The following is a 7,884-nucleotide window of genomic DNA, read 5'->3' as shown; positions in this document are numbered from 1 at the left end:
CTTGGCGGTCAGGCCCAGCTTGAAGCCGAAATCACGGCCGTGGTAGCCCTGCACGCCTTCAACGAAGTCGACGTTGAGCGAGTGGATCAGCTCCGGGGTTTCGGCGGCGACCTGCTCGATCTCCACGCCGCCTTCCGACGAGGCGATGTAGGTGATGGTCTTGGTGCCACGGTCAACCAGCACCGACAGGTACAGTTCCTTGACGATCTCGCCGGCGGTGGTCACCAGCACCAGGTTGACCGGCAGCTCGACGCCGGCGGTCTGGTAGGTGGCCATCTTGGTGCCGAGCATCTTGGCCGCAGCGGCCTTCACATCGTCGGTGGTCTTGCAGAACTTGACGCCGCCAGCCTTGCCGCGACCGCCCGCATGGATCTGCGCCTTGACCATCCAGGGGCCCTGGCCCAGGGAATTGGCAGCGTCAACGGCTTCGTCCGGGGTCGCCGCGACCTTGCCGGCCGGAACGGGGATGCCGTACTCGGCAAGCAGTTGTTTTGACTGGTATTCGTGGAAATTCATGCGTCACCGTGGGAATAGGAACGACCGCACGCATCTCCAAGGCCCCCTCACAGGGCGCCGGTCCGGACCGCGGCGGGCCCTCTATTGTGGACGAGCCGGCGCGCAGGCGCAAAGACAGCGCCCTCCGCTCGCTGGCCCGACGGGTTTTTCGACCGATTTTCAGGCAGTTGCGCCACTCCCCAGGCGCCCGGCCGCCGGAACGGGCCGGTGCGGCGCGCAAACCGGGGAGCGCCCTGTCCCGGCGCCGTCCCGGGACACGCCCCCATGCGCGGCCACACCCTCTACACTCCCCGCAATGCCTGAAGGGGAGTTCCGGCGTGTCACCCAGCGCTTCACTGATCGACCGCATCGAATCCATTCCGAGGCGGGAACTGTATTTTTTCGCGTTGTACCGGCTGCTGATCGCCTCGGTGATCATCGCCCTGCTGTTCAGCCCGCTCAGCTCGATGGTGGGCGAAGCCGACCACCCGTACCTGGCGCGGATCGTCGGCACCGCCTATCTGCTGCTGTCCGCCCTGCTGCTGTTCATCGGCCGCAACGAGCGCTGGCTGCGCCCGATCGTGGTCGGCGGCGTGGCGGTGGACATCATCGCCGCGGTCCTGCTCGCGCACGCCCTGCCCGGCGCCAGCGCCGGCATCTCGATGTCGCTGCTGTTCAACATCGCCGCCGCGGCGACCCTGCTGCCGCTGTCGTGGGGGCTGGGCATCGCCGTCACCGCCAGTGCCGCCACCGCCGGGGAATACGTGTGGAAGCTGCTGGAAGGCGGCGATCCGACCCGTACCCTGGCCGAGCTGGCGATGTTCATCACCAGCTATCTCGCCCTGGCCTTCGTCAGCTACCAGGTGGGCAACCGCGCGCGCCGCAACCAGCAGCTGGCCAACCAGCGTGGCGCCGAAGTGGCCAACCTGTTCGAGATCAACGAACTGATCATCCGCCGCATGCGTACCGGCGTGCTGGTGGTGGACGGCGCCAACCGCATCACCCTCGCCAACGAGGCGGCCTCTACGCTGATCGGCGACGCCGACGGCAACAGCGGCAGTGGACGCCTGGAGCTGGCCAGCGCCGCGCCAGAACTGGCGCGGCGCCTGCAGCGCTGGCGCAACGGCTGGACCAACGATGAGCTGCCCATCCAGCTCTCGCCCGACCAGCCGGAAGTGCAGCCCCGCTTCGCCCGGCTGCTCGCGGGCAGCGACCTGACTCTGGTGTTCCTGGACGACTCCAGCGTGGTCTCGCGCCGTGCCGAATCGCTCACCCTCTCGGCGATGGGCCGCTTCTCGGCCAGCCTGGCCCATGAAATCCGCAATCCGCTGGCGGCCATCAACTACGCCGCCCAACTGCTGGAGGAATCCACCGCGATCGGCGAGACCGACCGCCGCCTGCTGCAGATCATCCACCAGCAGTGCCAGCGCACCAACGGCATCGTCGAAAGCGTGCTCGGCCTGGCCCGCCGCGAACGCGCCAATCCGGAGAACCTGGATCTGGCTGCGTTCGTGCGGCGCTTCGTGATCGAGTACAAACAGGGCATCACCCTGGAGACGGACAGCGTCGAGCCGATCATCAGCGAGACCTCCGTGCACGCGCTGATGGACCCGCGCCACCTGCACCAGATCCTCACCGTGCTGGTGCACAACGCGCTCAAGTACGGTCGCATCGGCCAGGACCCGGCGCGCGTGCGGCTGCGCGTGGCGCGCCAGGAGCGCGCCGCGGTGATCGATGTGATGGACCGCGGCCCGGGCATTCCCGAGAGCGTGGCCAGCCAGCTGTTCCGCCCGTTCTATACGACCTCCGAGCACGGCACCGGCCTGGGCCTGTACATTGCCCGGGAGCTCTGCCGCGCCAACCAGGCCCGGCTCGAGTACGTGTCCGTCCCGGCGGGCGGCGCCTGTTTCCGGTTGATCCTGCCCGGCCCGCACACGATGCTGCACGAATGACCGCGGACCGCCGCACATCCGCCCACCCCGCGTCAAACATTTGTCGCCAATGACCCCCCTCGGCTATCTTCCCTCCTCATGAACGACAACCGCAGCGCCCTCGTCGTCGACGACGAGCGCGACATCCGCGAACTGCTGGTACTGACGCTGGGCCGCATGGGCCTGCGCATCAGCACGGCGGCCAATCTCGCCGAGGCACGGGAGCTGCTGGCCAGCAATCCCTACGATCTGTGCATCACCGATATGCGCCTGCCCGACGGCAACGGCATCGAGCTGGTCACCGAAATCGCCCAGCACTACCCGCGCACGCCAGTGGCGATGATCACCGCCTTCGGCAGCATGGACCTGGCCGTGGAGGCGCTCAAGGCCGGCGCCTTCGACTTCGTCAGCAAGCCGGTGGACATCGCCGTGCTGCGCGGGCTGGTCAAGCATGCGCTGGAACTCAACAACAGCGAGCGCGCCGCGCCCGCCACGCTGGCCCCGGAACAGGCTGCGCGCCTGCTCGGCGAGTCGCCTGCGATGGACGGCCTGCGTGCCACCATCGCCAAGGTCGCGCGCAGCCAGGCGCCTGTCTACATCCTCGGCGAATCCGGCGTGGGCAAGGAACTGGTCGCGCGCACCATCCATGACCAGAGCGCGCGCGCGGCCGGCCCGTTCGTGCCGGTCAACTGCGGCGCAATTCCCTCCGAGCTGATGGAGAGCGAGTTCTTCGGCCACAAGAAGGGCAGCTTCAGCGGCGCCCATGCCGACAAGCCCGGCCTGTTCCAGGCCGCACACGGCGGCACCCTGTTCCTGGACGAAGTGGCCGAGCTGCCGCTGCAGATGCAGGTCAAGCTGCTGCGCGCCATCCAGGAAAAGTCGATCCGCCCGGTCGGTGCGGCCACCGAGGTCGCCGTCGACGTGCGCATCCTCTCGGCCACCCACAAGGACCTCGGCGAGCTGGTCGAGGACGGCCGCTTCCGCCACGACCTGTACTACCGCATCAACGTGATCGAACTGCGCGTGCCGCCGCTGCGCGAACGCCGCAGCGACCTGCCGCAGCTGGCTGCCTCGATTCTGGCGCGGCTGGCGCGCACCCATGAACGCCCCACCCCGCTGCTGGCGCCGTCGGCGCTGGACGCGCTGGCGCAGTACCACTTCCCCGGCAACGTGCGCGAACTGGAGAACATCCTCGAGCGTGCCCTGGCGCTGGCCGAAGGTGACAGCATCGGGGCCAGCGACCTGCGCCTGCCCGCCCCGGGCGGCCACCGCGTGGCCGGGGGGTCCGCCGCGACGCACCAGGAAGAAGCGGTGGTTGATCTGCCGGCCGGCAATGGCGCCCTGCCCTCGTACATCGAGCAGATGGAGCGCACCGCGATCCAGCGCGCGCTGGAAGAGAACCGCTGGAACAAGACCCGCACTGCCGCGCAACTGGGCATCACCTTCCGTGCGCTGCGCTACAAGCTCAAGAAGCTGGGCATGGATTGAGGGCCGGGCGCCGCCCGGCGCCCGTCAGTCCTTGGTGACGCGGTTGATCTCGGCCAGGCTGGTCACGCCGGCCGCAGCCTTGACCAGCGCCGACTGGCGCAGGTCGTTGACCCCGGCGCGCTGCGCCGCTTCGGCAATCTGGATGGCGTTGCCACCGGCCAGCACGATCACCGAAATTTCCTCGCTCATCGGCATCACCTGGTAGATGCCGGTACGCCCCTTGTAGCCTTCGGTGCATTCCTCGCAGCCGACCGGCTCGTACAGCCGGATTCCGGCATCGATCTGCTCCTGGGTGAAGCCTTCGGCCAGCAGCGCGTGCGCGGGCAGCTCGATCGGCCGCTTGCAGTTGCCGCACAACCGCCGCGCCAGGCGCTGGGCGATCACCAGGGTCACCGAACTGGTGATGTTGAACGGGGCGATGCCCATGTTCATCAGGCGCGCGATGGTCTGCGGCGCATCGTTGGTATGCAGGGTGGACAGCACCATGTGGCCGGTCTGCGCCGCCTTGATCGCGATCTCGGCCGTTTCCAGGTCGCGGATTTCGCCGACCATGATGATGTCCGGGTCCTGGCGCAGGAACGAGCGCAGCGCGGCAGCAAAGGTCATGCCGCGCTTGTTGTTCTGCTGCACCTGGTTCACGCCCGGCAGGCGGATTTCCACCGGATCTTCAGCGGTGGAGATATTGCGCGTCTCGTCGTTGAGAATGCCCAGCGCCGTGTACAGCGACACCGTCTTGCCCGAGCCGGTCGGACCGGTCACCAGCACCATGCCGTAGGGCTTGTGGATGGCTTCCAGGAACAGCTTCTGCTGGTTCGGCTCGTAGCCGAGCTTGTCGATGCCCAGCTTGGCGGCACTGCCGTCCAGGATACGCAGCACGATCTTCTCGCCGAACAGCGTCGGCAGCGTGCTGACGCGGAAGTCGATCTGCTTGGTCTTGGACAGGTTGAGCTTGATGCGCCCATCCTGCGGCACGCGCTTCTCGGCGATGTCCAGCTGCGACATCACCTTCAGGCGTGCGGCGATGCGCTGGTTGAGCTTGACCGGCGCCTTGGCCACATTCTTGAGCAGGCCGTCGATGCGGAAGCGCACCCGGTAATCGTCTTCGTAAGGCTCGAAGTGGATGTCCGAGGCACCCTTGCGGATCGCATCGACCAGCACCTTGTTGACGAACTTCACCACCGGGGTGTCGTCGCCCTTGGCGTCCACGCCGGCATCCGGGCTGCCCCCCTCCTCGTCGCCGCTGGAGACGTCCAGGTCGCTCATGTCGTCGTCGCCGCCGCCGAGCGCCGAGCCCAGGGTGTCATGCTTGGACTGCCACTGCTCCAGAGTGCGCTTGATCTGCTCCTCGTCGACCAGGATCGGCTCCACCACCAGATTGGTGTGGAACTTGATCTCGTCCAGCGAATGGGTCGGGTCGCTGGTCCCCACAAACAGCTTGCCGCCGCGCTTGAACAGCGGCAGCACGCGGTGCTTGCGCAGCAGCTCCTCGCTGACCAGGCTGATCGCGTTCTGGCTGCTGTCGAACACCGACACGTCCAGCAGCGGCATGCCGAACTCCAGCGCATTGGCCGCAGCCAGCTGCCCGGCCGAGACCAGCTTGTGCTCGGCGAACCACTGCGGCAGCGGCTGCTTGGCGGCCGCGGCCTTGGCCATCGCGTCGCGCGCGGCCACCTCGTCCAGCGCGCCGTCCTGGACCAGGCGACGTGCGATGCCGGTGATGCCGACGAGATTGGCGGTGATTGCTACCGACATGGCCTGTGCCCTTCATTCAACATGAGCAGAAGATACTGCAAAAACGCGGATATCGAACGACGCATCGCTGAGGTCGGACGGGACATCCGGACGCCTCAGGCCGCGATGTACCGCAGGCCCGGAAACGCAATCGGGAGGCTTTCGCCTCCCGATCTTGGACCAGCATCAGCCAATGATTACTGGCAGGTAGCCGGACGATACTTGGCGGCGATGGTGCCCGAGCAGGTCCAGTCAACCTGGCCATTTGCGGACTTCTGGCCAGTCAGAGTGATGGTGCCGGTCGGGGTGCTGCCACCCAGATCCTGGCCCGTCGCGGTGATCACGCCCTCGGAGTAGGTGACGCCGGAAACGTACTTGGACGCCTGGGATTCGATGGCAACCGTAGCCGGCATGTCGGTCGGGTTCGCGGTGTCAGCAGCAGCAGCTTCCGACACGGTGGTACGGGCCGAAGAAGCAGCCAGCATCACTTCGGACACGCGCGACTTGACCAGGTAATCCTGGTAGGCCGGCAGCGCGATGGCGGCCAGGATGGCAATGATCGCGACGACGATCATCAGTTCGATCAGGGTGAAGCCCTTCTGATTCTTCATGTTTACATCCCCAAGAGGTAGATAGTTGGTAGGGCACTGGGCCGTCGCCGGGCCGGCAAGCCGGTTGAGCGGGGCGGGCGCCCTGTGCGGGTGGATCGAAGCAGGTTGCGTGCCAACGGTGCCAGCAATGCTCCCCAGCATTCCCCGGCGCAATGATGGCAGCAATCTTCAGGATTGGAACCCCCCTCACAGAAATCTGCGACGGACCCGGCAATGTGACGTGCTGCGTCACCTTCTGACAGAAGTGACCGGCCCAACCGGCCCGCCGCCGTCGGCTGTCAAGGGATGCCAACGGCATTCGGAAACGGCTACCATGCGGCGAGATAGCCCGCCTGGGGAAGGTGTGGCTGGGGAGCCCAAAATGTCTGTGAGCCGTAGCGCGATCAAGAAAGAGCCCGTGGCGCGAAGCACCATGGAGCTGCAACCGTTTGTCTGGGAGGGGACCGACAAGCGGGGCATCAAGATGAAGGGCGAGCAGATCGCCAAGAACGCAAACATGCTGCGCGCCGAGCTGCGCCGCCAAGGCATCACGCCCGGGGTGGTGAAGGTCAAGCCAAAGCCACTGTTCGGTGCGGCGGGCAGCCCCGTCACGCCCAAGGACATCGCCTTCTTCAGCCGCCAAATGGCGACGATGATGAAGTCGGGCGTGCCGATCGTGAGCGCGTTGGAGATCATCGCCAGCGGGCACAAGAACCCGCGGATGAAGAAGCTGGTTGACACGATACGCGCTGATATCGAGGGCGGCTCCTCGCTGCACGAGGCGATCAGCAAGCACCCGGTCCAGTTCGACGAGCTGTACCGCAACCTGGTACGCGCCGGTGAAGGCGCCGGTGTGCTGGAAACCGTGCTGGATACGGTTGCTACCTATAAAGAGAACATCGAGACCCTCAAGGGCAAGATCAAGAAGGCCATGTTCTACCCGGCCATGGTTGTTGCCGTGGCGATCATCGTCAGCTCGATCCTGCTGATCTGGGTCGTGCCGATGTTCGAGGACGTGTTCAAGAGCTTTGGCGCGGACCTGCCGGCCTTTACCCAGATGATCGTGATGTGTTCGCGATTCATGGTCTCGTGGTGGTGGCTGCTGGCGTTGATTGCCGGCGGTAGCGCCTTCGGCTTCCTGTTTGCCTACCGGCGCTCCCCGTCCATGCAGCACACAATGGATCGACTGATCCTGAAAGTGCCTGTGATCGGCGAAATCATGAACAACAGCGCGATCGCTCGCTTCTCGCGGACCACGGCGGTCACCTTCAAGGCCGGCGTGCCGCTGGTCGAGGCACTGGGCATCGTGGCCGGCGCCACCGGCAACAAGGTCTACGAAGAGGCCGTGCTGCGCATGCGCGACGACGTCTCGGTGGGCTACCCGGTCAACATGGCGATGAAGCAGGTCAATGTCTTCCCCCACATGGTCATCCAGATGACCGCCATCGGCGAGGAGGCCGGCGCGCTGGATACCATGCTGTTCAAGGTCGCCGAGTACTATGAGCAGGAGGTCAACAACGCCGTGGATGCCCTGAGCAGCCTGCTGGAGCCGATGATCATGGTATTCATTGGTACCATCGTCGGTGGCATGGTGATCGGTATGTACCTGCCCATCTTCAAACTCGGCGCGGTTGTCGGATAAGTGATAC

At 66.0% G+C, this 7,884-nt stretch carries 6 protein-coding genes; 3 read left to right on the top strand and 3 right to left on the bottom strand.

Going from position 1 to position 7,884, the window contains the following annotated elements; all coding sequences use genetic code 11:
• Positions 1–516 (bottom strand): ATP-grasp domain-containing protein (locus ACPEH8_RS08500; protein ID WP_423666497.1); only part of this gene is annotated, 516 nt, incomplete at its 3' end.
• Between the two features lie 317 nt (positions 517–833).
• Between ACPEH8_RS08500 and ACPEH8_RS08495 the strand changes: the two genes are divergently transcribed.
• The gene (locus ACPEH8_RS08495; protein WP_017356171.1) at positions 834–2,447 is read left to right on the top strand and encodes a sensor histidine kinase; all 1,614 of its coding nucleotides are present in this window, start codon (positions 834–836) and stop codon (positions 2,445–2,447) included.
• 78 nt (positions 2,448–2,525) lie between these two features.
• Positions 2,526–3,914, top strand: coding sequence for a sigma-54-dependent transcriptional regulator (locus tag ACPEH8_RS08490; RefSeq protein ID WP_017356172.1), 1,389 nt, complete (start codon positions 2,526–2,528; stop codon positions 3,912–3,914).
• 24 nt (positions 3,915–3,938) lie between these two features.
• Here ACPEH8_RS08490 and pilB read toward each other — a convergent pair whose 3' ends face one another.
• Positions 3,939–5,666: a type IV-A pilus assembly ATPase PilB gene (pilB, locus tag ACPEH8_RS08485; RefSeq protein WP_017356173.1), complete on the bottom strand. Its 1,728-nt coding sequence runs from the start codon at positions 5,664–5,666 to the stop codon at positions 3,939–3,941.
• A gap of 176 nt (positions 5,667–5,842) precedes the next feature.
• Positions 5,843–6,256 (bottom strand): pilin, encoded by a 414-nt coding sequence (locus ACPEH8_RS08480; protein ID WP_017356174.1) that lies wholly within the window; start codon positions 6,254–6,256, stop codon positions 5,843–5,845.
• 361 nt (positions 6,257–6,617) lie between these two features.
• On the opposite strand from ACPEH8_RS08480, the gene ACPEH8_RS08475 reads away from it, so the two are divergent.
• Positions 6,618–7,877, top strand: a complete 1,260-nt coding sequence (locus ACPEH8_RS08475) for a type II secretion system F family protein (RefSeq protein ID WP_136003187.1) — start codon at positions 6,618–6,620, stop codon at positions 7,875–7,877.
• Positions 7,878–7,884 lie beyond the last annotated feature (7 nt).

The sequence above is a fragment of the Stenotrophomonas sp. NPDC077461 genome (genome assembly GCF_049545475.1).
GTDB lineage: Bacteria > Pseudomonadota > Gammaproteobacteria > Xanthomonadales > Xanthomonadaceae > Stenotrophomonas > Stenotrophomonas nematodicola.
The sequence above is the reverse complement of the archived record's forward strand: the minus strand, read 5'-3'. Positions and strand labels throughout refer to the sequence as shown.

Excerpts from the sequence above, each read along its gene's own strand:
- ACPEH8_RS08490 (WP_017356172.1), top strand. The coding sequence starts at position 2,526 with ATGAACGACAACCGCAGCGCCCTCGTCGTCGACGACGAGCGCGACATC.
- pilB (WP_017356173.1), bottom strand. The coding sequence starts at position 5,666 with ATGTCGGTAGCAATCACCGCCAATCTCGTCGGCATCACCGGCATCGCA.
- ACPEH8_RS08480 (WP_017356174.1), bottom strand. The coding sequence starts at position 6,256 with ATGAAGAATCAGAAGGGCTTCACCCTGATCGAACTGATGATCGTCGTC.
- ACPEH8_RS08475 (WP_136003187.1), top strand. The coding sequence starts at position 6,618 with ATGTCTGTGAGCCGTAGCGCGATCAAGAAAGAGCCCGTGGCGCGAAGC.